24 protein-coding genes and 1 pseudogene are annotated in these 23,021 nt (G+C 69.3%); 7 read left to right on the top strand and 18 right to left on the bottom strand.

Annotated elements, in window-relative coordinates; all coding sequences use genetic code 11:
* Nucleotides 1-44: 44 nt before the first annotated feature.
* The 4 genes from AC5DRG_RS32270 to tsaB are packed head-to-tail and all read right to left on the bottom strand — an operon-like array spanning nucleotide 45 to nucleotide 2,554.
* Nucleotides 45-296: a hypothetical protein gene (locus AC5DRG_RS32270; protein WP_491802991.1), complete on the bottom strand. Its 252-nt coding sequence runs from the start codon at nucleotides 294-296 to the stop codon at nucleotides 45-47.
* The gene (gene tsaD, locus AC5DRG_RS32265) at nucleotides 293-1,393 is read right to left on the bottom strand and encodes a tRNA (adenosine(37)-N6)-threonylcarbamoyltransferase complex transferase subunit TsaD (RefSeq protein ID WP_491802990.1); all 1,101 of its coding nucleotides are present in this window, start codon (nucleotides 1,391-1,393) and stop codon (nucleotides 293-295) included. Before tsaD ends, AC5DRG_RS32270 begins: the two co-directional genes overlap by 4 nt.
* Nucleotides 1,386-1,901: a ribosomal protein S18-alanine N-acetyltransferase gene (gene rimI / locus AC5DRG_RS32260; protein WP_491802989.1), complete on the bottom strand. Its 516-nt coding sequence runs from the start codon at nucleotides 1,899-1,901 to the stop codon at nucleotides 1,386-1,388. Before rimI ends, tsaD begins: the two co-directional genes overlap by 8 nt.
* Entirely contained in the window at nucleotides 1,898-2,554 is a 657-nt protein-coding gene (gene tsaB / locus AC5DRG_RS32255; protein WP_491802988.1) for a tRNA (adenosine(37)-N6)-threonylcarbamoyltransferase complex dimerization subunit type 1 TsaB, read from the bottom strand. The genes rimI and tsaB overlap by 4 nt, the downstream gene beginning before the upstream one ends.
* Before the next feature lie 136 nt (nucleotides 2,555-2,690).
* Between tsaB and AC5DRG_RS32250 the strand changes: the two genes are divergently transcribed.
* Nucleotides 2,691-3,242 carry a hypothetical protein gene (locus tag AC5DRG_RS32250; protein WP_491802987.1) on the top strand — a complete coding sequence of 184 codons (552 nt, stop codon included), beginning with the start codon at nucleotides 2,691-2,693 and terminating at the stop codon, nucleotides 3,240-3,242.
* A 126-nt stretch (nucleotides 3,243-3,368) separates the two neighbouring features.
* On the opposite strand, the gene AC5DRG_RS32245 is transcribed toward AC5DRG_RS32250, so the two are convergent.
* The 8 genes from AC5DRG_RS32245 to AC5DRG_RS32210 form a co-directional block, all read right to left on the bottom strand.
* Nucleotides 3,369-3,533, bottom strand: coding sequence for a hypothetical protein (locus AC5DRG_RS32245; protein WP_491802986.1), 165 nt, complete (start codon nucleotides 3,531-3,533; stop codon nucleotides 3,369-3,371).
* A 149-nt stretch (nucleotides 3,534-3,682) separates the two neighbouring features.
* On the bottom strand, nucleotides 3,683-4,234 hold the full coding sequence (gene tsaE / locus AC5DRG_RS32240) for a tRNA (adenosine(37)-N6)-threonylcarbamoyltransferase complex ATPase subunit type 1 TsaE (RefSeq protein ID WP_491802985.1): 552 nt from the start codon (nucleotides 4,232-4,234) through the stop codon (nucleotides 3,683-3,685).
* Complete coding sequence (locus AC5DRG_RS32235) at nucleotides 4,200-5,456, bottom strand: alpha/beta fold hydrolase (protein WP_491802984.1); 1,257 nt, start codon at nucleotides 5,454-5,456, stop codon at nucleotides 4,200-4,202. Before AC5DRG_RS32235 ends, tsaE begins: the two co-directional genes overlap by 35 nt.
* Nucleotides 5,453-6,700 (bottom strand): alanine racemase, encoded by a 1,248-nt coding sequence (alr, locus tag AC5DRG_RS32230; protein WP_491802983.1) that lies wholly within the window; start codon nucleotides 6,698-6,700, stop codon nucleotides 5,453-5,455. The genes AC5DRG_RS32235 and alr overlap by 4 nt, the downstream gene beginning before the upstream one ends.
* A 50-nt stretch (nucleotides 6,701-6,750) precedes the next feature.
* Nucleotides 6,751-7,695: a L,D-transpeptidase gene (locus AC5DRG_RS32225; protein ID WP_491802981.1), complete on the bottom strand. Its 945-nt coding sequence runs from the start codon at nucleotides 7,693-7,695 to the stop codon at nucleotides 6,751-6,753.
* A 317-nt stretch (nucleotides 7,696-8,012) separates the two neighbouring features.
* A complete protein-coding gene (locus tag AC5DRG_RS32220; RefSeq protein WP_491802980.1) occupies nucleotides 8,013-9,455 on the bottom strand; it encodes an NAD(P)H-hydrate dehydratase in 1,443 nt (480 codons plus the stop codon).
* A gap of 79 nt (nucleotides 9,456-9,534) precedes the next feature.
* Nucleotides 9,535-9,906, bottom strand: coding sequence for a holo-ACP synthase (locus AC5DRG_RS32215; RefSeq protein WP_491802979.1), 372 nt, complete (start codon nucleotides 9,904-9,906; stop codon nucleotides 9,535-9,537).
* Between the two features lie 63 nt (nucleotides 9,907-9,969).
* Nucleotides 9,970-10,824 (bottom strand): hypothetical protein, encoded by an 855-nt coding sequence (locus tag AC5DRG_RS32210; protein ID WP_491802978.1) that lies wholly within the window; start codon nucleotides 10,822-10,824, stop codon nucleotides 9,970-9,972.
* A 230-nt stretch (nucleotides 10,825-11,054) separates the two neighbouring features.
* Here AC5DRG_RS32210 and AC5DRG_RS32205 point away from each other — a divergent pair.
* Nucleotides 11,055-11,273: pseudogene (locus AC5DRG_RS32205) on the top strand (DUF397 domain-containing protein); the annotation flags it as partial.
* Here the strand turns inward: AC5DRG_RS32205 and glmS are convergent.
* Complete coding sequence (gene glmS, locus AC5DRG_RS32200) at nucleotides 11,234-13,081, bottom strand: glutamine--fructose-6-phosphate transaminase (isomerizing) (RefSeq protein WP_491802977.1); 1,848 nt, start codon at nucleotides 13,079-13,081, stop codon at nucleotides 11,234-11,236. The pseudogene AC5DRG_RS32205 and the gene glmS sit on opposite strands and share 40 nt — an antisense overlap.
* 164 nt (nucleotides 13,082-13,245) lie before the next feature.
* Between glmS and AC5DRG_RS32195 the strand changes: the two genes are divergently transcribed.
* From AC5DRG_RS32195 to AC5DRG_RS32180, 4 genes are all read left to right on the top strand, one after another.
* A complete protein-coding gene (locus tag AC5DRG_RS32195) occupies nucleotides 13,246-13,776 on the top strand; it encodes a CbrC family protein (RefSeq protein ID WP_491802976.1) in 531 nt (176 codons plus the stop codon).
* Entirely contained in the window at nucleotides 13,773-13,904 is a 132-nt protein-coding gene (locus tag AC5DRG_RS32190; RefSeq protein ID WP_491802975.1) for a CbrC family protein, read from the top strand. Before AC5DRG_RS32195 ends, AC5DRG_RS32190 begins: the two co-directional genes overlap by 4 nt.
* 74 nt (nucleotides 13,905-13,978) lie before the next feature.
* Nucleotides 13,979-14,947, top strand: a complete 969-nt coding sequence (coaA, locus tag AC5DRG_RS32185) for a type I pantothenate kinase (protein ID WP_491802974.1) — start codon at nucleotides 13,979-13,981, stop codon at nucleotides 14,945-14,947.
* A gap of 40 nt (nucleotides 14,948-14,987) precedes the next feature.
* The gene (locus AC5DRG_RS32180) at nucleotides 14,988-15,935 is read left to right on the top strand and encodes a DUF389 domain-containing protein (RefSeq protein WP_491802973.1); all 948 of its coding nucleotides are present in this window, start codon (nucleotides 14,988-14,990) and stop codon (nucleotides 15,933-15,935) included.
* A gap of 35 nt (nucleotides 15,936-15,970) precedes the next feature.
* Here the strand turns inward: AC5DRG_RS32180 and AC5DRG_RS32175 are convergent, their stop codons facing one another.
* From AC5DRG_RS32175 to rplM, 4 genes are all read right to left on the bottom strand, one after another.
* The gene (locus tag AC5DRG_RS32175) at nucleotides 15,971-17,356 is read right to left on the bottom strand and encodes a glycosyl hydrolase family 28-related protein (RefSeq protein WP_491802972.1); all 1,386 of its coding nucleotides are present in this window, start codon (nucleotides 17,354-17,356) and stop codon (nucleotides 15,971-15,973) included.
* A gap of 145 nt (nucleotides 17,357-17,501) precedes the next feature.
* Nucleotides 17,502-18,860 (bottom strand): phosphoglucosamine mutase, encoded by a 1,359-nt coding sequence (gene glmM, locus AC5DRG_RS32170; RefSeq protein ID WP_491802971.1) that lies wholly within the window; start codon nucleotides 18,858-18,860, stop codon nucleotides 17,502-17,504.
* A 206-nt stretch (nucleotides 18,861-19,066) separates the two neighbouring features.
* Entirely contained in the window at nucleotides 19,067-19,594 is a 528-nt protein-coding gene (gene rpsI, locus AC5DRG_RS32165) for a 30S ribosomal protein S9 (protein ID WP_491802970.1), read from the bottom strand.
* Between the two features lie 42 nt (nucleotides 19,595-19,636).
* Nucleotides 19,637-20,080, bottom strand: a complete 444-nt coding sequence (rplM, locus tag AC5DRG_RS32160) for a 50S ribosomal protein L13 (RefSeq protein ID WP_045559465.1) — start codon at nucleotides 20,078-20,080, stop codon at nucleotides 19,637-19,639.
* Nucleotides 20,081-20,541: 461 nt separating this feature from the next.
* Between rplM and AC5DRG_RS32155 the strand changes: the two genes are divergently transcribed.
* A complete protein-coding gene (locus AC5DRG_RS32155; protein ID WP_491802969.1) occupies nucleotides 20,542-21,429 on the top strand; it encodes a hypothetical protein in 888 nt (295 codons plus the stop codon).
* A 37-nt stretch (nucleotides 21,430-21,466) separates the two neighbouring features.
* On the opposite strand, the gene AC5DRG_RS32150 is transcribed toward AC5DRG_RS32155, so the two are convergent.
* On the bottom strand, nucleotides 21,467-22,888 hold the full coding sequence (locus AC5DRG_RS32150; RefSeq protein WP_491802968.1) for a cellulose binding domain-containing protein: 1,422 nt from the start codon (nucleotides 22,886-22,888) through the stop codon (nucleotides 21,467-21,469).
* Nucleotides 22,889-23,021 lie beyond the last annotated feature (133 nt).

The raw sequence follows: 23,021 nt of genomic DNA, 5'->3' as shown, positions 1-23,021 counted from the left end.
CCCGACGAGCCGTGGAAGCTGTCGTACTCGGTCGCGCAGCGCGCCTAGTCCACGGACTCGAACCGCCACCGGTGCACGGCCCGGGTCACCAACTCCCCGTCGGGCTCCGGGAGTTCGGGGAGTACGGCGTCGTAGTCGGCGTCCCACCAGGTGATGACCAGCACCCGGTCCTGAGGGGCCCGGAAGGTCTCCCGGCGCAGCGGCTCGCCCGGGAGCTCCTGCGCCCGGGCCCAGGTCAGCAGCTCGCCCCCGCGCCCGTCGACCGCCCGGGCCTCCCACATCAGGGCGACAGTCACGAGTAGAGGTTCCCCTCGCCGGCCTCGTGCACATGATCGTGACCTTGTCCGGGCACGTGCGTCTCCGTGACCGGCAGCGAGGAGTCCGCCGACAGGTCCCAGTCGGAGACCGACCGATTCCGCGCCACCATCTCCGCACCCAGCGCCGCGACCATCGCCCCGTTGTCGGTGCACAACTTGGGCCGCGGCACCCGGAGTTGGATCCCGGCCGCCTCGCACCGCTCCTGGGCGAGCACCCGCAGCCGTGAGTTGGCGGCCACGCCACCGCCGATCATCAGGTGGTCGACGCCCTCGTCCTTGCAGGCCCGTACGGCCTTGCGGGTCAGCACGTCCACGACCGCCTCCTGGAAGGACGCGGCGACATCCCGTACGGGGACGTCCTCCCCCGCCGCCCGCTTGGCCTCGATCCAGCGGGCCACGGACGTCTTGAGCCCGGAGAAGGAGAAGTCGTAGGCGGGATCGCGGGGCCCGGTGAGCCCGCGTGGAAAGGCGATCGCCGACGGGTCGCCCTCCTTCGCGTACCGGTCGATGACGGGACCGCCGGGGAAGCCGAGGTTGAGCACGCGCGCGATCTTGTCGAAGGCCTCGCCGGCCGCGTCGTCGATGGTCGCGCCCAGGGGACGTACGTCGGAGGTGATGTCCGTGGACAGCAGCAGCGAGGAGTGCCCGCCGGACACCAGCAGGGCCATCGTCGGCTCGGGCAGCGCGCCGTGCTCCAGCTGGTCGACGCAGATATGGGATGCGAGGTGGTTGACGCCGTACAGCGGCTTGCCGAGCGCGTAGGCGTACGCCTTCGCCGCCGAGACCCCTACGAGCAGCGCACCGGCGAGACCGGGCCCGGCGGTGACCGCGATCCCGTCCAGGTCCTTGGCGCTGACGCCCGCGTCCTTCAGCGCCCGCTCGATGGTCGGCACCATCGCCTCCAGGTGCGCCCTGCTGGCCACCTCCGGCACGACCCCGCCGAAACGGGCGTGCTCGTCGACGCTGGACGCGACCGCGTCCGCCAACAGGGTGTGCCCGCGGACGATGCCGACGCCGGTCTCGTCGCAGGAGGTCTCGATGCCGAGGGCGAGCGGCTCGTCCCGGGAGTCAGCCATGGATCTCGGTTCCTTGTACGCCGTTGAGTGAAGTGGTGGGGTCGGTCAGGCGCATCACGAGAGCGTCAACGTTCCCCGGTTGGTAGTAGCCGCGCCGGAAGCCGATGCCTTCGAAGCCGAAGCGTTCGTACAGCTTCTGGGCGCGGATGTTGTCGATCCGGCACTCCAGCATCACTTCGGCGCACTCGAAGGCGGTCGCGGCCCGCAGCAGTTCGGTCAGCAGCCGTGCGCCGAGCCCGGTACCCCAGTGGTCGCGGGCGACGGCGATGGTCTGTACGTCGGCCAGGTCACCGGAGGCGGCGAGGCCGGCGTACCCGACGAGCCGGCCGTCGTCCTCGGCGACGACGTACCGCCGGGTCGCGCCCGCCCCGCGCGCGTGGGCGAGTTCGGACCAGAACATGCCCCGGGACCAGGCGTCCTCGGGAAAGAGGTCCTTCTCCAGCGCCAGGACGGGATCGATGTCCCACCAGCGCATCTCGCGCAGCCGCGGCGTCACGGATTCGGTCACTTGGGGGTGACCACCTTGTAGTTCTTGGGCACCTGCGCGTCGGGGCGGCGCAGATACAGCGGCCGGGGCTCGGCAAGTTCCTCGCCGGCCGCCAGCCGCTCGGCGGCGAGCGAGGCGAGGGCGGCCGCGGAGACGTGCTCGGGCTCGTGGACGTAGGGGAAGGTATCGGGGTAGAGCAGCGCGCCCGCACCGACGGCGGGCAGGCCCGCGACCTGGTCGGCGATGTCGGCGGGCCGGTCGACGGCGGGCTCGGTGAGTCTGGTCCGCGAGTCGGCGTACCGAGCCCAGTAGACCTCCTTGCGCCGCGCGTCGGTGGCCACGACGAAGGGCCCCTTCGCGATGTCGGACGCGTAGGCGAGGCCGTCCAGCGTGCACACGCCGTACACGGGGACGCCGAGCGCGAGTCCGAAGGTGTCGGCGGTCATCAGCCCGACGCGCAGCCCGGTGTACGGGCCGGGCCCGACCCCGACGACGATCCCGGTGACGGCGTCCAGCCTGAGCCCGGCCTCGGCGAGCACCCGGTCCACGGCCGGCAGCAGCAGCTCCCCGTGCCGACGCGCGTCGACCTGGCTCGACGAGGCGATGACGTCCGTGCCGTCGTGCAGAGCGACGGTGACGGCGGGAGTGGCGGTATCCAGAGCGAGCAAGAGCACGCAAACAGCCTACGGCTCCGCAGGCGGCGGCACTGCCGTGCTGGTGGGGCGTACGCCGACTGCTACCGTCACCTGCGGTCACCAAAATCAGGATGTAAGAGTCATACGCAGTCATACGAGGAAGAGGTGGGCGCCGATGGCCGGCAGCACGGAGATCGTCGCCGGGTTGACCGCGGCGGCCCTCGCGACAGTCGGCTTCCTCGCCTATCAGGCCTCCGCCACGGCCCCGGCCACCTTCGGCGAGCACCACGCGAGCGCCTCACCCCTGGCCACCGCCGCGAAGGCCCCCCGGGACAAGACGCGCCCCGCCGCCCTGCCCGCCCATTCCGGCGCGGGTCAGCGGGTCGTGTACTCGGTGGACGACGACCGGGTGTGGCTGGTGGACGCCGGAAACAGGGTGAAGCGCACGTTCCAGGTCACGCCCAGCGACGTCGACCCACTCCCCGGCACCTACGCGGTCACGTCCCGCTCGAAGTCGGTCACCGGCTCCGACGGCACGCCCATCGAACACGTCGTCCGCTTCACCAGCGTCGACGGCGTGGTCATCGGCTTCAGCGCGGCGGTGGAGGGCTCGACACCGACAGCCGACCCGACCGTGAAGACGGGCGGCATCCGCGAATCCCGCCCGGACGGCGACGCGATGTGGGACTTCGCGACGATCGGCGAGACGGTCGTAGTGATCCGGTAGAGAACGGGGCCCGGGCTGCCTCGGCGAAGTCCGCCACGGTACTGCAGCACCCGTAAGGGGCGCGGGGAACTGCGCGACCAGCCCCCACCGGCCCGCAGCAGACGAACCGCGTAACCAGCGGAGCGCTCACGCGGCTTTGGGCCGCGCGGCCGGCTTCTCGGGAGTGGTCCGATCCGGTGCGCGCGGCGGCGTCGAGATCGCGTTCGCGGCGGCGCAGGAGGCCAGCAGGTCACGCATGGACACCCCGGACAGCGCGCGAGGCCGCGCCTTGTCTCGTTCCGTGGCTGACATGGACGCCTCCTGGGGGCCGGGGGCGGACGTAGTTAGGCAGACCTAACTACGGACTGGATACCATGTGACCACGCGCAAGACCCCGAAAGCAACAACTTGCCGACGTCTTGTCGGAACGTTCACGGACCTCTCAGGGCTGTCACGGGCTCTCAGGCCGAGAGCACGCTCAGATCGACGCTCGCCCACCGCTCCCCGAGCCCGGCAACCGTCACGTGCCGTACCTCGTCCGTGGTGTCCCCGACAGCCCGGTGAATGAGGACCTGCAACCGGTCGTCGGTCAGCTCCTCGACCTTGCCCTCGCCCCACTCGACGACGATCACGGACTCCGGCAGCGAGACGTCGAGGTCGAGGTCCTCCATCTCGTGCAGACCGCCGCCGAGCCGGTACGCGTCGACGTGGACGAGGGGCGGACCCTCGCCGAGGGAGGGGTGGACGCGGGCGATGACGAAGGTCGGGGACGTGACGGCGCCGCGCACGCCCATCCCCTCGCCGAGCCCGCGCGTGAGCGTCGTCTTGCCCGCGCCGAGTTCCCCGGTCAGCATCACGAGGTCGCCGGCCCGCAGCAGTTTGGCGAGTCGGCGGCCCAACTCCCGCATGGATTCAGGCGAATTGACGGTGATCTGCACTGCTGATGTCTCGGCTGGCTCGGCTGACTCGGCTGACGACTCAGCCGGGTCGTGCGGTGCCGCTGGTGCTTCCATAGCCACTTACGGTAGCCCCTGCCGGCACGGCACCCGCGCGGGTGAGCAGGTCGGCGAGGCGGTCGGTGACCACTTCCGGGTGTTCCAGCATGACCAGGTGCCCGGCGTCCGGTACGAGCACGAGCTCGGCGTCGGGCAGCAGGTCGGCGATGGCCTCGCTGTGCTCACTGGGCGTGACGAGATCGCCGATCCCGGCCAGCACGAGCACCGGCATGTCCGCGAAGCCGGCGATGGCCTCGGTCTTGTCGTGGTCGGTGAAGGCCGGATAGAACTCGGCGACGACATCGATGGGCGTGCTCTCGATCATCCGCTCGGCGAACCGGGCGACGGCCGGGTCGACGTCCCGGGACGCGAACGAGTACCGCTTGATGATCCCGGCGAACAGATCGGCGGTGGCCCGCCGCCCCCGCTCCACCAGCGCGGCCTGCTGCCCGAGCGCCTTCAGCACACCGGGTAGAACCCGCCGCACGGCATTGACCCCTGCCACCGGCAGCCCGAAGTTCACCTCACCGAGCCGCCCCGAAGACGTACCGACGAGGGCGACGGCGACCACGCGCTCCCGGATGAGCTCGGGATACTGATCGGCAAGGGCCATGACGGTCATCCCGCCCATGGAGTGCCCGACCAGCACGATCGGCCCCTCGGGCACGGCCGCGTCGAGAACGGCCTTCAGGTCACGCCCCAACTGGTCGATGCTGACCGGCACGTCGTCCCGCTCCTGCGCGACCCCGCGCCCGGAACGCCCGTGACTGCGCTGGTCCCAGTGCACGGTCCGTACGACGCCACGCAGCGCCGCCCGCTGGAAGTGCCAGGAGTCCTGGTTCAGGCAGTACCCGTGACTGAAGACGACGGTGACGGGGGCCGGGGCCTTGCGCCCGAAGAGCCGACGCCGGCGCGGGGTGAGCGCGGGCACGGCCTCCGGGTCGATGTCGTCGACCTCGAAGTACAACTCGGTGCCGTCATCGGCGTACGCCTTGCCCGGGGTCCCGCGCAGCGACCCGTACGGCCCGGTCGAGTCGAGGGCGAGCCGCGCCTTCTGTCGCATCCCGCGCCCGACGGTCATCCGCTCTATGGCGACACCGGCGGCGGCACCCGCGGCGACCACGCCTATCGCGACCCCCACGACACCGGTCGCCCTGCGCCAGTTCTGGGCCGCCCCCGTGGCGGAGGCGACGACCGCCGAGGCTGCGTCCGCGACGACCTCCGCGCTGCTCTCGCTCACGTACCGCTCCTCTTGGCGTCTGGGCTCCGCACTCCGTCGGCTGCCTCGTCCCCGTTGTTCTCGTGCCCCTTGTTCTCGTACCCCTCATTCGCATAGACGCGCGGAACACGTGTTCCGATGCGCGTGACAATCTCGTACGCGATGGTCCCCGCCGCCTGCGCCCAGTCCTCGGCGGTGGGCTCCCCACGGTCACCGGGCCCGAACAGAACGGCCTCCGCACCCGCCTCGGGCTCGTCGCCCCCCAGATCGACGGCGAACTGATCCATCGCGATCCGCCCGGCAACGGTCCGCCACTTCCCACCGACCAACACGGGTCCGGTACCGGAGGCGTGCCGCGGAATGCCATCCGCGTAACCGACGGGCACGAGGCCCAGGGTGGTGTCGCCGGGGGTGACGTAGTGATGCCCGTAACTGACGCCGTGACCCCCCGGAACGTGCTTCACCAGCGCGAGCGACGCGGCCAGCGTCATCACCGGCCGCAGCCCGAAGTCGGCGGGGGCACCGATCTCGGGGCTGGGCGAGATGCCGTAGACGGCGATGCCGGTGCGGACGAGGTCGAAGTGGGTGTCGGGACGGGTGAGAGTGGCGGGCGAGTTGGCGATGTGCCGCACCTCGGGCCGCAGGCCCTTCTCTTCCGCATACGACGCCATCTCCCGGAAGAGGGCGAGCTGGGCGTCGATGGAGGGATGCCCGGGCTCGTCGGCGCGGGCGAAGTGGGACCACAGCCCGGTGACACGGACGAGCCCGTCGCGTTCGGCGAGCAGGGCGGCGTCGACGAGTTCGGCCCAATCGCGGCCGGGCTGGCACCCGTTGCGCCCGAGCCCGGTGTCGGCCTTGAGCTGGATCCGGGCGGCGAGCCCGGCGGCAAGCGCCCCTTCTCTCACTTCCCTGAGGGCCCACATCCCGCTGACGGAGATGTCGAGATCGGCCTCGACGGCTTCCTTCCAAGGCCCCCCGGGAGTCCAGAGCCAGCACATGATGCGCCCGGAAAGACCTGCGGCACGCAGCGCGAGGGCTTCTTCCGGCGTGGCGGTACCAAGCCAGGAGGCTCCGGCCTCGACGGCCGCCCGGGCACAAGGCACGGCCCCATGCCCGTACGCGTCGGACTTGACGACGGCCATGAGGGCAGCGCCGGGCGCCAGGGCACGCAAGGCCCGCACGTTGGCTCGCAGGGCGGCCAGGTCGATCTCGGCGCGGGCCCGCAAGGGCGCGGTTCCGGTCGGCGGAGGTGCTGTCTCGTTCATAGCGCCCCCAGTGTCTCAGAGGGGTCCGACAGCACAGGGATGACGTCCGTCTACGTGCCGGTCCGATGCCCCCAGACGTAAACCCGGTCGCCGGTCTTCAGCACACCCCAAAGCTTCCGGGCGTCACCGATCCGCAGATTGACGCACCCCCACGACCCGACGGTGGTGTAGATGCTGCCGTAGACGGCGTGGAAGGCCTGCCCGCCATCAAAGAACTGGGAGTAGGGCATGGCGGTGCCGTAGATCGTCGACACGTGGTTCTTGTGCTTCCAGAAGATCTTGTGCCACCCCAGCCGCGTCCCGTACCCAGCCCGCCCACTCCGCATGGGCACCGGCCCGAAGACGACCTTCTTCCCCTTCTGCACCCAGGTCACCTGCCGATTGAGATCGACACAAGCGACGCGGTACGTCCGCACCGGACACTTCTTCCCGGCATTGGGATTCTTCATCGCGGACATGAGCATCATCCGATACCAGGTAACGGGCCCCGCGAACCCAATCGCAGGCTTGATCTTCTGCTTCACCTGAAACGCCCGAATGACCTCGCAGTCAGCGCCCGACTGCTTCCCATCGACCTTGAGCTTCAGCCACCGCTCGACCTGCCGCTGATAGGGCCCGACCTGATTACTGCAGGCCACGCGCGCGGCAGCGTCCCCGAGAGGCACGTATTCGATGAGGTCATACGTCCCCTCGGTCGCGTCCCTGGGCTCGACGGCGTCCTCTTGGGCGGTGGGGACGTACACCTTGGGCGCGAGGAGCTGGTCGGGCGTGTCGATCTGCCAGGGCTGATGGGGGCGGAGGGCTACGCCGGGGACGAGCTGGGCTTCGGGGCCGGGGGCGGGGGCGGGGGCGAGGGATGCAGGAGGTACGGGGGGTACGGGGGATACGGGGGGTACGGGTTCGGCGTGCGCGATCCCGACGGCACCAACGGGGAGAAGGGTCACCGCGGCAAGCACCACCGCGAGACTCCGGGAGGCGATACGTCTGCTGATCATGCGATCAGAGAAACGTGGCCCGGCGGGGCGCCGGGAGGAGCCGCGCTGAGAGGTCACTCGTACGTACGCAGTTCGGGGAGTGAGGGGCGGGGTTGCGGTGGACGCTGGTTGTGGCGCGGCCGTGGGGCCACTCGCTGACCCCGCACTTCTAGATACCGGTCGGTGTTTTCAGCCCGTCTGGGGGTCCCCCCTCTGGGGGAGTTTGAGGACAAGGCCCCTTCAGGGCCGAAAGGGGGGTCTGGGGGCGCAGCCCCCAGGGATGGGACGGGTAGGGGCGGCGGGGGCGAGAAACCGCCACGTTCACCCCCACCACCCACTCACCCCCGAACATCCCGCCAAGCCCCCGGAATCGCATCCGCCACATCATGCGCCCCCACCGGCGCCCCATCAGCCGCAAACCTCCCGGCCAGCCCATGCAAATACGCCGCCACACTCCCCGCATCCACAGCCGAAAGCCCCGCCGCCAACAAGGACCCCGCGAGTCCGGACAGCACGTCCCCACTCCCGGCCGTAGCCAACCAAGCCGTCCCGGTCGGATTAACCCGCACCGCCCCACCCCCGGAGTCAGCCACCAACGTGGTCGACCCCTTGAGCAGCACCGTCGCCCCATACCGCCCAGCCAACTCCCGCACCGAATCCAGCCGAGCCCCCTCGACCTCCCCCCGCGAAACCCCCAACAACGCCGCCGCCTCCCCCGCATGGGGAGTCATCAAGGTCGGCGCGGTACGCCCCCGCACAGCCGCCACCTCCGCCAGCCGCAACCCGTCCGCGTCCACCAGCACCGGCACATCCATCCCCAGCACCTCCCCCACAGCCGAAGCATCATCGCCCGCCCCAGGCCCCACAACCCACGCCTGCACCCGCCCGGCCTGCTTGGCCCCCCGGTCGGACACCAATGTCTCGGGAAACCGCGAGATCACCGCACCCCCCGCCGGCCCCACATACCGCACGGCCCCAGCCCCACCCCGCAAGGCCCCGGCGACGGCAAGCACGGCGGCCCCGGGATATCGAGCGGACCCGGCAGCAACCCCCACAACCCCCCGCCGATACTTGTCGCTCGCCGCCCCCGGCACAGGCAGCAACCCCGCGACATCAACATGCTGCAAGGCCTCCACCTCGGCCTCGACAGGAAGGACATCCCCAAGCCCGATATCGACAAGCCGCACCGACCCGGCATACTCCCGAGCCGGATCGACCAGCAGCCCCGGCTTGTGCGTCCCGAAGGTGACGGTCAGGTCAGCCCGTACGGCCACCCCCCGCACCTCACCACTGTCCGCCTCGACGCCACTGGGCAGATCGACGGCGACGACGGCGGCACGGGCCCTACGAACCACGTCGGCGAGCCGCGCCGCATCCGGCCGCAACCCGCCCCGCCCCCCGATCCCGACAATGCCGTCGACGACGAGATCGGCCCCCTCGATCAACTCCTCGGCACCGGCCGCCGTACCGGCGACAACCCGGCCCCCCACCCGCCGCAGGGCAGCCAGCCCACCCGCATGCACCCGCTCGGGCGCGAGCAGCACGGCCGCAACCCCCGCCCCCCGCCGGGCAAGCCGCGCCCCGGCGTACAACGCGTCGCCCCCGTTGTCCCCGCTCCCGACGAGCAGTACGACCCGACTGCCGTACACCCGCCCCATCAACTGCCCACAGGCGACTGCCAGTCCGGCCGCCGCCCGCTGCATGAGTGCACCCTCGGGCAGGCGAGCCATCAGCTCCCGCTCAGCGGCCCTGACCGTCTCCACGCTGTACGCAGTACGCATGAAGCCGAGTCTCTCTCGAAACGGTCACTTCTTCACGGCCACCGCTTCCCCGGCGGGGGCAGAGAGGGCTCGCGGGTGGCTACCCCTCCGCCACCACCACCGCCGACGCCACCCCCGCGTCGTGGCTCAGCGAGACGTGCCAGGACCGCACCCCGAGCTCCGCCGCGCGGGCCGCCACCGTCCCCGTCACCCGCAGGCGCGGCTGCCCGCTGTCCTCGACGAAGACCTCGGCGTCGGTCCAGTGCAGCCCGGCCGGCGCACCCAGCGCCTTGGCCAGGGCCTCCTTGGCCGCGAAGCGAGCGGCAAGCGAGGCAACCCCCCGACGCTCGCCGCTGGGCAGCAGCAACTCGCTCTTCAGAAACAGCCGTTCGGCCAGTCCGGGCGTTCGCTCCAGGGACGCCCGGAACCGGTCGATCTCGGCCACGTCGATTCCGACCCCGATGATGCTCATGCCGGGCACCTTACGGGCACGGGGAGCGTCTTTCGGGGCAGGACCTACCTACTTGACGTCTACCTACCTGACGTCGATGAAGTCACCGGTCGCCGTCGCCTTGCCGGTGGTGGCGGTGCCGGCGAAGGCGAAGCGGTAGTAGCCGTCGACGGTCGCCTTGGTCGTGGTCTTCAGGGCGCCCGTCGAGGAGGACTTGATCCCCTTGACGTTCGTGTAGGTGGTGGTGCCCTTCTTGCGGAACTGCAGCACCACCGGCTGGGTCGCGTAACCCGCGTACTTGCCCGTGGTCCAGTTGGCGCGGCTCAGCTTGCCGGTGACCGTGATGGTCTTGCCCTTCGTCACCGGCTCGGGAGAGGCGTTGGCGGTCAGCTTGGCGGCACGCTTGATCTTGGTCCTGGCGACGTCGTCGTTGTAGCTGGCGTTCGCGTAGAGGTCGTAGGCGCCGAGGAAGAACTTCCAGGTCCCGGCAACGCCGTTGCCGTCCTTGAAGTCGCTCGCGGCGTCGATGTTGAAGACCGCCTTGCAGCTGTAGACGCCCTGCTCGGTCGTCGACTCCGTGCAGGTGGCGTCCTCGTCAGTCCCCAGGGAACCGGTGATGGTGTCCGTGCTCGAACTGTCGGTGCCCTGCCACAGGAAGGCCACGGTGAGGGCGACGCCGTCCTCGTCCTTGGCGGTGTACGTGACGGTGACGGACTTCTTGGTGGTCGTGCCGAGGACGATGTCCTTGCCGCCGTTGATGACCGCGTCCGAGAAGGTGGTGCCGCCCAGCGCGTCCCTCGGCTGAACGGTCGTAGCGGAGAAGGCTCTGAGATCCGCCGACGCACCCGGACGCACCGACGCCTGGGCGGCGGCCGGAAGAGCGAGAGCCGAAAGAACGACAGCGCCGGAAAGAACGACGGCCGCAGCACGCATACGCATGTGATCCCCCACAGTGACGTCGAGAGGCCCCGCCGAACTATCCCCCCGGCAAGGCCTGTTGATGTTGCGAATCGTACAGATGCGCGGACCCTGTGGTGATCTGTTCGCAGGATGCGAGTCGCACCCAAGCCACCACAAGTCGACGCAGGCCCGGACCCTGGCGAGCCCCTCATCCGACTCGGTGACATCGAAGTCGCCCGCCGCCTTGCCCTCGGGGATGCCCAACCACCCCCGACAACTGGCGGAAGTCGTCCTACTCCGGCCCGGGCGACGGCAACGAATGCGTGGAGATAGCGAACTCCCCCACCCACGTCGCCGTCCGCGACACGAAGACCCCGGCCAGGGCCACCCTCGCCTTCCCGACCGGAGCCTTCACCACCTTCGTCGCGGCCCTCAAGCCGCCCCCGCCCTACTCCACCGTCACCGACTTCGCCAGGTTCCGAGGCTGATCCACCTCGTTCCCCCGAGCCGTAGCCAGCTCGCAAGCGAACACCTGCAACGGCACCGTGGCCACCAGCGGCTGCAGCAAGGTCGGCGTAGCCGGAATCCGGATCAAGTGATCCGCGTACGGCACAACCGCCTCATCCCCCTCCTCCGCGATCACGATCGTCCGCGCACCCCGCGCCCGGATCTCCTGAATGTTGGACACGATCTTGTCGTGGAGGACGGACCGCCCCCGAGGTGAGGGCACGACCACGACCACCGGCAAGTCGTCCTCGATCAGAGCGATCGGCCCATGCTTCAGCTCGCCCGCCGCGAAGCCCTCGGCGTGCATGTACGCGAGCTCCTTCAGCTTGAGCGCACCCTCCAGCGCGACCGGATACCCCACGTGTCGCCCCAGGAACAGCACCGTGTTCTTGTCGGCGAGCGAACGGGCCAGCTCCCGCACCGGCTCCATGGTCTCCAGGACCTGCTCGACCTCACCGGAGATCTGCGACAGGTCCCGAATGACGGCCCCGATCTCATCGCCCCACTTGGTGCCCCGCACCTGCCCCAGATACAGCGCGACGAGATAGCAGGCGACCAGTTGCGTCAGAAACGCCTTGGTCGAGGCGACGGCGACCTCGGGCCCCGCATGCGTGTACAGCACCGCATCCGACTCACGAGGAATCGTCGAACCGTTGGTGTTGCAGATGGCCAGCACCTTCGCACCCTGCTCACGGGCGTGCCGGAGTGCCATCAGAGTGTCCATGGTCTCGCCGGACTGCGAGATGGCGATGACCAGAGTGCGCGGGTCCAGGATCGGATCCCGGTACCGGAACTCGCTCGCCAACTCCACCTCGCACGGCACACGCGTCCAGTGCTCGATGGCGTACTTGGCGATCAACCCGGCGTGGAAGGCCGTACCGCAGGCCACGACGACGACCTTGTCGACCTCCCGCAGCTCCCCGGCAGGGATCCGCACCTCGTCGAGCGTCAGTGAACCGGACGCGTCGATACGCCCCAGCAAGGTATCGGCGACAGCCTTGGGCTGCTCGGCGATCTCCTTGAGCATGAAGTAGTCATGGCCCCCCTTTTCCGCGGCCGACACATCCCAGTCGACGTGATACGAGCGCACTTCGGCCGGACGGCCGTCGAAGCCCGTCACCGTGACCCCGTCCCGGCGCAGCTCCACCACCTGGTCCTGACCCAGCTCGATCGCCGACCGCGTGTGGGCGATGAACGCGGCGACGTCCGAGGCGAGAAAGGCCTCGCCCTCTCCAACGCCCACCACGAGCGGCGAGTTCCGCCGCGCCCCGACGACCACATCGGGCGCATCCGCATGCAGGGCCACCAGCGTGAACGCCCCTTCGAGCCGCCGACACACCATCCGCATCGCCTCCGCCAGATCGGCGCAGTCCGAGAACTCCTCGGCGAGCAGATGGGCGACAACCTCGGTGTCGGTCTCGGAGCCGAGCCGGTGCCCCCGCTCCTCCAACTCGGCCCGCAGACAGGCGAAGTTCTCGATGATCCCGTTGTGCACGACGGCGACACGCCCCGCGTTGTCGAGATGGGGATGGGCGTTGGCATCGGTCGGCCCGCCATGCGTGGCCCACCGCGTATGCCCGATACCCGTCGAGCCCGCCGGCAGCGGCCGCTCCACCAGCTCCTTCTCCAGATTGACCAGCTTCCCGGCCCGTTTCGCGGCAGCCATCCCCCCATCCGCCAACACGGCGACACCCGCCGAGTCGTACCCCCGGTACTCCAGCCGCTTCAGCCCGGCCATCACGACATCGAGCGCCGACTGCGCCCCCACATATCCCACGATTCCGCACATGCGCCGCAGCCTAGGCTCGAAAAGCCGCCCGAACACGGCACTTCGTGCCCGATTTCGGAAATCGCGACGGCGGTCAGCCCCTCGCCCAAGCCCCTCGGCACCTGCCTGAAGTAACGTGCCCGCTTGACTGGATCATGACCAATCCCCTCGTGGAAAGGGGCACCGTGAGTTACACCATGTACATGTGGCGGTTCGTCGACCGCGAGCCCGCCCCGATGGACGAGACCGCGATACGGGAAGTCCTCAGCCCCGTCACCCTGGGCGGAATGCCGGCCGCCGGTCTCCCGGAGTCCTGGGATCTCGAAGCCGAGGACGGCGGAGGAGCAGAGGTCTACGGTGATGCCCGCGGACTCACGTTCAGCCGCTTCGCCACCGGACGCATCCTCGACCTCGTGGCCGAACTCGCCCGCCGGACCGGCGCGGTGGTCATGCCGCTGGACTGCCCGGCGATCCTGCCGAGCGAGGCCGATCGGAAACACCTTCCGGAGAGCCTCCGGGGGGAAGCGATCGTGATACCCCCCGCGTCCCTGACCGGACAGGCGATCGCGCAGGTCATCAACCCGCAACCGGAACCCCGCCGACGCCCCGCCCTCCCGCAGTTCCCGTACCACCCCAACCCGGTGGCCACCGGCTCCGTAGCCACCTCCGACGAGGCATGCGTGTGCTGCCCCGTACTGGCTGACGCACTACGGTGACGTGGAAGTGGCCGCCCGACCAGGTCGAGGAGTTTCTCGACTCGCTGGACAAGGACGACCAGCCGACCGCGTGTCTCTTCCGATGCCGGGTCTGCGGGGCCCACCTCGCCTACGCGGACTTCACATGACCACGTGACCGACCCCACCCGCCATCCCGTTCAAACTCCGTTAACAATGGACTGTGATCTCTCCGGTCTCCCCGATGCCCCGGAGCGCCCACCGGCACAGGCCGGAGGCGACTCCCTACGTCGACCTCACCCGCGCCGAGTGGAGCGCGCTGCGCGAGAAGACACCGCTGCCGCTCACCGCCGAGGAGGTGGAGAAGCTGCGCGGCCTCGGCGACGTCATCGACCTGGACGAGGTCCGGGACATCTACCTCCCGCTCTCCCGCCTCCTCAACCTCTACGTCGGTGCCACGGACGGCCTCAGAGGGGCGCTGAACACCTTCCTCGGTGAGAAGGGCTCCCAGTCGGGCACGCCGTTCGTCATAGGGGTCGCCGGCTCCGTGGCCGTAGGAAAGTCGACGGTCGCCCGCCTCCTCCAGGCCCTGCTCTCCCGCTGGCCCGAGCACCCGCGCGTCGAGCTGGTGACGACGGACGGCTTCCTGCTGCCCACCAAGGAGCTCCAGGCCCGCGGCCTGATGTCGAGGAAGGGCTTCCCCGAGTCGTACGACCGCCGGGCTCTGACCCGCTTCGTCGCCGACATCAAGGCCGGCAAGGACGAGGTGACGGCACCCGTCTACTCCCACCTCATCTACGACATCGTCCCGGACCAGCGGCTCACGGTCCGCCGCCCCGACATCCTGATCGTCGAGGGCCTCAACGTCCTGCAGCCCGCCCTCCCCGGCAGCGACGGCCGCACCCGCGTCGGCCTCGCCGACTACTTCGACTTCAGTGTGTACGTCGATGCCAGCGCCGAGGACATCGAGCGCTGGTACCTCAACAGGTTCAAGAAGCTGCGCGACACCGCCTTCCAGAACCCCAACTCGTACTTCCGCAAGTACACCCAGGTCTCCGAAGAGGAGGCCGTCGACTACGCCCGCGGCCTGTGGCGCACCATCAACCGCCCCAACCTGGTGGAGAACATCGCCCCCACCCGAGGCCGCGCCACCCTCGTCATCCGCAAGGGCCCGGACCACAAGGTGAGGCGCCTGAGCCTGCGCAAGCTGTAGCAGCACACTCGATGTCACCGGCGCCTGTTAGAAAGGCGTCATGCTGCATCTGCGCCTGATCACCCCGGCCGACAGGACCGACGACGTAGTCCGCCTGATCGAGAAGACGGTCGGCACCACGCACCTCGTCGTCATGCCGGGCGCTGCCCGCAACCCCGCCGGCGATGTCGTCATGTGCGACGTCGCTCGTGAGGCGGGCGACGAACTCATCGGTGCGCTAAGGGCGTTGGACCTCGACAAGACCGGCTCCATCGCCGTGGAGAACATCGACCTGTCGATCTCCAAGCGCGCGGACAAGGCCGAGGACGAGGCGCCGGGCGAGGGTGCGGACGCGGTGCTGTGGGAGCACCTGGCGGACGCGACGCACGAGGAGTCCACCCTCTCCTTCACCTACGTCGCCTTCATCACGCTCGCCACGATGATCGCGGCCTGCGGTGTGGTCCTCGACAACGCGATCCTGATCGTGGGCGCGATGGCGGTGGGCCCGGAGTTCGGCCCACTGGCGGGCTTCAGCACGGCGATCGTCCAGCGCCACCCGCGCCTGGCTCTGCGCTCGCTGATCGCACTCATCGCGGGCTTCGCGATCGCCATGGCGGCGACGGTCGGCTTCAGCTGGCTGATGGACGCGCTGGACCTCTTCAGCGAGGCCCAGTTGGAGGCCGAACGCCCCAACACCAGCTTCGTCTACGCCCCCGACGCGTTCTCGTTCGTCGTGGCGGTCCTGGCCGGCATCGCGGGCACCCTCTCCCTGACCTCGGCGAAGTCGGGCCTCCTGGTCGGCGTGGCCATCTCGGTGACCACGGTCCCGGCCGCCGCCAACGCCGCCGTGGCACTCAGCTACGGCGACACGGAACAGACCGCCGGCTCGACGAACCAGCTCCTCCTCAACCTGCTCGGCATCATCCTGGCCGGCACGCTCACGCTCCTGGCCCAGAAGTGGTTCTGGGCCAGACAGCGCGAACGTACGGCGAAAGCAGGGAAGTTCTGAGCCGCTGGACCCGCTACTGGCTCACCGCCGGGGCGTTACGAGTTGAGCTGCGACCACATCCAACTGCCGCCCACCCGCACGTAGAGCCGGTCGTTGGTCGTGTCGACCGCCATCGTCCCGTCGAGAGGCGTCCGGGTGAAGGAGGAGTCGCTGACGGCGCCGGCGACCAGGCGCAGCCGGGGTCCCGGCTGGTTGCGGGTCGGGATCGTGCCGCTCGACTGGGTGCCGGTGTTGCCGTAGCAGTTCTCCACCAGGAAGTCGCCGGCGCTGCTCGCCTCGTAGTAGATGTGGGCGCCGGTCGGCTTGGTGCCGTAGAGGCCGACGACGTCCCGCAGGACGGCGGTCGTGCCGGATCCGGCGTAGAGATCGACGCCGGAGTTGACGGTGGCCGTGGAGCCGTTGGCGATGAGGACGTTCTCCAGCGAACTGGCGATGCCGGCCCAGGCGATGATGTTCTGCGCGGTCGAGTAGCCGCTGGCGAAGCCGCCCGCGAAGGCGTAGATGTTGCTGGCGTGGACGTGCTTGCAGGAGGCGTCGACCTTCAGGTGCGGGCCGCCCTTCATCTGTGACGTCTCGAACTTGCAGTCCGTCAGGTGGATGCCGTTGGGGCTGTTGGTGGCGGCCGGCCCCTGGGTGATCCACAGCGCGCCGGTCCCGAACGCCTCCAGGCGGCAGCCGGTGAAGTGGATCTGGTTGATGTTGTCGGTGCTGTGTCCCCATGCCCCCGCGGTGGCCGTTGAGGTGTTGCGCAGCCAGATGTTGGGGTGGGCGGTGCTGCCCGCGGGCCCCGTGGACGCCTCGATCGCCAGGTTGTAGAAGCGGGAGTCCCAGAACTCCACGGCGTCGATGCAGATGTCCAGGTTGCTCGTCATGAAGACGTCGCGGAAGTAGCAGTTGTCCGTGTAGTAGAGCTCCAGCAGCAGACCGGTGAGGCTGTTGCCGTTGAAGCCGAGGTTGTCGATCGAGCAGTAGCGCCGGTGCGTCGCGCCGTTCCCGGAGGAGCCGGTCCCCGACATGCGCAGAAGGATTCCGTCGGCGCCCTTCTTGAGCATCGCGGCCTTGCTGTTCACACCCACGAGACGGACGTTGTCGCCGGTGACCGTCAGGGCGGGAGTGTCGCCCGAGGGCTTGACCAGGTACTCGCCCGTGGGGAAGAAGACGGTGCCGCCGTGGGCCCCCTCGGGGTCGCCGTGGGCCGCCGCGGCGTCGATCGCCTTCTGGATCGCGGCGGTGTCATCGGTGATGCCGTCACCGATCGCTCCGTACGCCGCGTCCTTGACGTCGAACCAGTCCGCGGCCCCGACCGCCGCGGCGGGCGTCGCGCTGCCCACCGTGATCGCCGCACCGGCCAGCCCGGTGACGGCCCCCGCCAGGAACTTCCGGCGTCTCGTGCCGCTGCCCGACTGCTGTTCCGTACTCATCCCGGCCCCCCAAGGCGCTCAGACGACTGTCGTCAGACCGTTGATCGTAACGATCACGGACTGCCGCCGCGGCCGAACGCGATCATCGCCGGACCGCCACGTCGAACCGTCACGTCGGTCTGTCCAAGGGGGGCGGGACCGAGACTCAGCCCAGCGCCGACTTCACGACATCGGCCAGCCGTCCGGCGACCGACCGCGCCTGGTCGATGTCGGCGGCCTCGACCATCACGCGTACCAGCGGCTCCGTACCCGACGGACGCAGCAACACCCGTCCCGTGGAGCCGAGTTCGCGCTCGGCCTCGGCGACCGCGGCCGCTAGTTCCGCGGAGGTGCCGACCCGGGCGCGGTCCACGTCGGGCACGTTGATGAGGACCTGCGGCAGGCGCTCCATGACGGACGCGAGGTCCTGGAGCGTACGACCGGTGCGGGCGACCTCCGCCGCCAGCAGCAGGCCGGTCAGCGTGCCGTCGCCGGTGGTGGCGTGGTCGAGGATGATGACGTGGCCGGACTGCTCGCCTCCGAGGGCGTAGCCGTGCTCCTTCATCTCCTCCAGGACGTACCGGTCGCCCACGGCGGTCTGGACGATCTTCAGCCCTGCCCGCTCCATGGCCAGCTTGAAGCCCAGATTCGACATGACGGTCGCGACAACGGTGTCGGAGCGCAGTGCGGAACGCTCCCGCATCGCAAGCGCGATCACGGCCATGATCTGGTCGCCGTCCACCTCCTCACCGGTGTGGTCCACGGCCAGGCAGCGGTCGGCGTCACCGTCGTGCGCGATGCCGAGGTGGGCGCCGTGCTCGACGACGGCGGCTTTCAGCGGGCCCAGGTGGGTGGAGCCGTAGCCGTCGTTGATGTTGAGCCCGTCGGGCTCCGCGCCGATCGTGATGATCTCGGCGCCGGCCCGCGAGAACGCCTCGGGCGAGACCCGGGCGGCAGCGCCGTGCGCCTCGTCGAGGACGATCTTCAGCCCGTCGAGCCGGTTCGGGAGGACGCCGAGGAGGTGGGCGACGTACTGGTCGAAGCCTTCGTTGTACGACTTCACGCGGCCGACGCCGCCACCGGTGGGCCGGTCCCAGGGAGCGCCGGTGCGGTGCTCCTCGTAGACCTTCTCGATCCGCTCCTCCAGCGCGTCGTCGAGCTTGTGCCCGCCGCGCGCCAGGAACTTGATGCCGTTGTCGGGCATGGCGTTGTGGCTCGCGGAGAGCATCACGCCGAGGTCGGCGCCGAGTGCGCCGGTGAGGTACGCGACCGCCGGGGTGGGCAGCACGCCGACGCGGAGCACGTCCACTCCCGCGCTGGCCAGGCCCGCGACCACGGCGGCCTCCAGGAACTCCCCGGACGCGCGCGGGTCCCGTCCGACCACGGCCGTCGGCCGGTGGCCCTCGAACGAGCCCGCCTCGGCCAGCACGTGCGCCGCGGCGACGGAGAGGCCGAGTGCCATCTCGGCCGTCAGATCCGCGTTGGCGACACCGCGCACGCCGTCCGTACCGAAGAGTCGTCCCACTTGTCCTCCTGAGGAAGCGTCAGTTTCGGAAGCGGGCTGCCGTTGTCCCGCGGCTCCTGCGTCCCAGGCATTCCATGCCGGGACATCCGATCACACAAGCCATTGAGCGCCTTGTGCCGTTATACGCCCAAGCCTGTGACAAACGAACGCCCCGGCGGCACAATGGCGTGCCGCCGGGGCGTTCGGAGTACAGCTGGCAGCGGAGATTAACGCTTGCTGTACTGCGGGGCCTTACGGGCCTTCTTCAGACCGGCCTTCTTGCGCTCGACCGCACGGTCGTCGCGACGGAGGAATCCGGCCTTCTTCAGGGCGCCGCGGTTGTTGTCCACGTCCGCCTCGTTCAGCGCGCGGGCGACACCGAGACGGAGCGCACCGGCCTGACCGGAGACACCGCCACCCGCGATGCGGGCGATGACGTCGTAGCGGCCGTCGAGCTCGAGCACCTTGAAGGGCTCGTTGACTTCCTGCTGGTGCACCTTGTTGGGGAAGTAGTCCTCAAGGGTGCGACCGTTGATCTTCCACTTGCCGGTGCCCGGGATGATCCGGACGCGGGCGATGGCGTTCTTGCGACGGCCCAGGCCGGCGGCCGGCTGCGGGTCGCCGAAGCGGCCGGCGAGGGACTCCGAGGTGTACTCGCCCTCGACGGGGACCTCGGACTCGGTGGTGTAGCTCTCGATGTCGACGAGCTCGGTCTCGGTCTCTTCGACCGGCTGCTCAACGGTGGTCTCGGCCACGGTTCTCCTCAGATTCTTTTCTGTTTAGGGGTGTGGCCGGAACTACTGCGCGACCTGGGTGATCTCGAACGGCACCGGCTGCTGCGCAGCGTGGGGGTGCTGGTCGCCCGAGTAGACCTTCAGCTTCGAGAGCATCTGACGGCCCAGGGTGTTCTTGGGGATCATGCCCTTGATGGCCTTCTCGACGGCCTTCTCGGGGTTCTTCGCCAGCAGCTCGTCGTAACGGACGGAGCGCAGACCACCCGGGTAGCCGGAGTGGCGGTACGCCAGCTTCTGGGTCTTCTTGTTGCCGGACAGGTGAACCTTGTCGGCGTTGATGATGATGACGAAGTCGCCCATGTCCATATGCGGGGCATAGGTCGGCTTGTGCTTGCCACGGAGGAGGTTCGCGGCAGTGGTAGCCAGACGGCCCAGGACGATGTCCTGAGCGTCAATGACGTGCCACTGGCGAGTCACATCGCCGGGCTTGGGGCTGTACGTACGCACTTCGCAGCCTTCTTCTTCAGTGGATGGGTGCTGACACATGGCATCACTGAAGCGATCGTGCAGCTGGGGACGACAGTGCCGGGAACGCTGCCCGTATGCCGCCCACTGGTAACTGCTCCAGGGAACCTACGTATGGGCCTCTCGCCTGAGAACGACCAAGCCAATACGCATAACGAACTGCAAGAGTACCCGCGCGGCCCCGGACGGGTCAAAACGGGTCCGCTTCCACCAGGTGAGAAGGGACACGGGAGCGGTGCGGGGCCGTTGTCATCGCCGTATGGCCGTACATGCTGCATGAACGCATATTTGCTAGCACACGCGTTCGATATTAGCCCCGGACTCCCTCCGCACCAACCACCCCGAGATGTCGCTTTTACCCTCCCCCACCCAACGAACACCGGTGATTCCAGAGCCTGATGAGACTCACCAGCACCCCCCTTCCCCCGTCTAAGATGCGGCTCATGAGCTTTGGGCAGGGGGGACCTCAGTCCCAGTGGGATCCCTGGACACCGAATTCGCAGCAGCAGCCGCCTTGGGACAACGGTGGCAGCGACCAGACCCCGGACTGGGCGGCGCTCGCCGAGCAGTCCGAGACGCGCAACAAGCGGCGCAGACTGCTGTTCATCGGCGGCGGCGCGGTCGCCACCGTCGCGGTGGCCGCTGCCGTCGCGGTGGCCGTGGTGAACGCGAACGGCGGCAGCGACACCGCCGGCAACCAGACCTCGCAGCTGCCGGCCACCGCGGACATACCGGGCAGCACCACCGAGGCGGCGCCGTCGTTCGAGCCGACCAGCGCTCCGCCCCCGCTGGACCCGAAGGACTTCATCTCCAGCAAGACGAAGGACACGGCCGCGCTCAGCGCGGACATCCTCTTCCCTGGCACGCAGCTGACCATGGGCGAGACCGTGTACAAGAAGGGCCCGACGGCCGACACGAAGAACTGCGCCTCGGTCGCCCAGGGCACGCTCCCCAAGATCCTCACCGCGAACGACTGCACCCGCCTCCTGCGCGTCACCTACACCAAGGACGGCGTGGCGGTGACGGTCGGCGTGGCCGTCTTCGACACCGAGGCGAAGGCCCTCCAGGCCAAGGGCCAGGCCGACACGAAGAGCATCGTCAAGTCGCTCGCCGGCACCGGCGTCAAGTCCTTCTGCACCTCCGCCATCTGCCGCACGACCACCAACTCCTACGGCCGCTACGCCTACTTCACGATCACCGGTTTCACCAACGGCAAGGACGTGACGGCGAAGGACACGAAGGTCTTCTCCACCGGCGACGACCTCGCCACGTTCACGTTCCGCCAGATCCGGCGGCGCGGCGAGGCGCAGGCTTCGGCGGCGGCGGGCTGACCGCCCGCATCGCGGGCGGCCGGCGTCCGGCGTCCGCTCAGGCGGCGGGCAGTGTGTCGAAGTAGCTCACGCCACTGCTCTGGAACTTCTTGGCGGCCTGCTCGGCCTCCTTGGCCGAAAGCGACTCGCCGGACTGCTGGTAGATCCAGTCGATCTGCATGTCCCAGGTCCGATCGCCGGTGAAGGGCAGTTCGACGAACCAGGTGTTGAAGTTGATCGCCATGTCGGCGCGCGGCGCGTAGTCCGCCCCGCTGCGGTAGAGGGTCTTGCCGTCGATGCTGTAAGTGACCGAGTCCTTCTCGACCGTCATCAGCATGGTGTGCCAGCCGGCCAGGCTCTTCTCCGTCTTGCGGGTGACGCGGTCGCCCTCATCGGCGTTCCGCCAGGTGGTGGTGTCCAGCTTCGGTCCGGGCGCACCCCAACCGCCGTTCGGCATGTACTCGTTGTCGAGTTCGCTGTACTTGGCGCCCGAGCCGCCGATGGTGAAGAACGTCTGGTTGATGGGGTCACCGTTCTCGCCGTTCGTCGGCTTGTCGGTGAAGTGGATGCGGGCCGCGTAGGTGCCGGTGCGGAACTTGGCTTCCTTCGTGCCGAGGGCGGCCTGCCGGGTGCCGGCCTTCGTGCCGTCGGTGGAAGCGCGCAGCTGCAGAACCTGGCCGCCGAGCGCCTTGTCGTCGGCGGGGAACGAGACGCCCTGCGCCGTCCAGGTGCCCTCGATACCGGGGCCTCCCTCACTGGTCCGCACCAGCCAGCCGTGCTTGAACAGCGCGGTGTCCTTCGGGCCGCGGTAGTTGAAGTCGTCGAAGAACCCGCCGTCGGGGAGTTCGGCCACGGCCCTGGTGACGGGCGCGGCCGTGGAGTCGGCGCCCTCGCCGCCGGGTTCCTCACCCCACACCAGGGTGCCACGCTTGTAGGCGGGGATCCGGTCGGAGTTCTCGTACGTGCGCTTGGAGGCGTCGAAGGACCAGTCGCCGTCCTGCCGTACGGACTTGTGGTCGGTCCTGAAGAGCTGGATCTCCAGCCCTCGGCTGTTCGCGCCGGGCTTCAGCGTCCCCGCCTTCTCGGTGAACCCGAGCTCCAGGTAGTGATCAGCGCCCTCGTGGGGTTCGTCCATGGCGACCACCGTCCCCGTCACGTTCGAGCAACCCACCGCCGCTTCCACGCAGTTGAAGGCGTACGACGCGTCCCCGTCGGCCGTGAAGTAGTACCGCAGCGCGACCTCGCTCAGCGACACGGGCTTCTCGGAGGTGTTGAAGACCTCCAGCCACGGCCGGACGGCGTCGGCATCGGCCGCGGCGGCCGTCCGGTACCGGACAGTGAGCTCCGGCGGCTCCGGATGGACCTGGCGCCACAGCGGCCGGGCGGCCAGACCGGCTCCGACGAGGACTGTCACCACCAGCAGTGCCTTGAACGTGCGTGCTGTACGACTGCGGCGGGGCTCACGGCGAGGGGACGCCACGGACACTCCTTCAGGGCGCGGGGGGATGCGACCGGCGAATGGGTCGGCACAGGGTACTAGTCACCACGTTCGCCGTCATGGACATGTTCAGACATCGCCCCGATGACAATCGGGTCGACTCACGACAACAGCC

Source organism: Streptomyces sp. JLBG701, from assembly GCF_058544905.1.
This window is presented reverse-complemented; position numbering and strand designations above follow the sequence as displayed.